Raw genomic sequence first — 767 nt, forward strand, 5'->3', positions numbered from 1 at the left:
GGGCGGATCGGGCATGATCGGTCCGAATGGGCGGGGTTGACCGGCCTGACGCACGCGGACGACCGTGGACCACCACGGGAGCACCGGACGACGACGATGACGGGAACGGAGAACGCGTGGCCAGACACGACGGGGTGCGGGTCGATCGGATCATCACCCGTGGCGAGTTCCTGATCGACGGCCAGAGCTTCACCGTCGACAACAACATCTGGCTGGTCGGGGACGCCAGTGAGGTGCTGGTCATCGACGCCGCGCACGACCCGTCCGTGATCATGGCCGCGATCGAGGGCCGCCGGGTGTCGATGATCGTGGCGACGCACGGCCACAACGATCACATCAACGCGGCCGTGGAGCTCGCCGAGCGGGCGCAGGCCCCGATCGCCCTGTGCCAGGCCGATCTGATGCTCTGGGAGATGGTCTACCCGGGCCGCCCACCGGACCTCCAGCTCGCGGACGGCCAGCAGATCCCGATCGCGGGCGGCGGCTGGCTGCACATCCTGCACACCCCCGGGCACTCCCCGGGCGGCGTGTGCCTGTACGGGGTGATCAACGGGGAGCCGGTCCTCTTCAGCGGCGACACCCTCTTCCGCGGTGGGCCGGGTGCCACCGGACGGTCGTTCTCCGACTTCTCGACCCTGCTGAACTCGATCAGACGGCGGCTGCTGACACTGCCGCGCGAGACGGTGGTGCACACCGGCCACGGCGACGACACCACCATCGGCACCGAGGCGCTCGAATACGACCAGTGGATCGTGCGCGGCCACTGA

General features: G+C 69.4%; 1 protein-coding gene. It reads left to right on the forward strand.

Annotated elements, in window-relative coordinates; all coding sequences use genetic code 11:
- Positions 1 to 116 precede the first annotated feature (116 nt).
- Positions 117 to 767: an MBL fold metallo-hydrolase gene (locus AC5LSR_RS14850; protein WP_250281879.1), complete on the forward strand. Its 651-nt coding sequence runs from the start codon at positions 117 to 119 to the stop codon at positions 765 to 767.

The organism is Protofrankia sp. CiP1_Cm_nod4 (assembly GCF_982290645.1).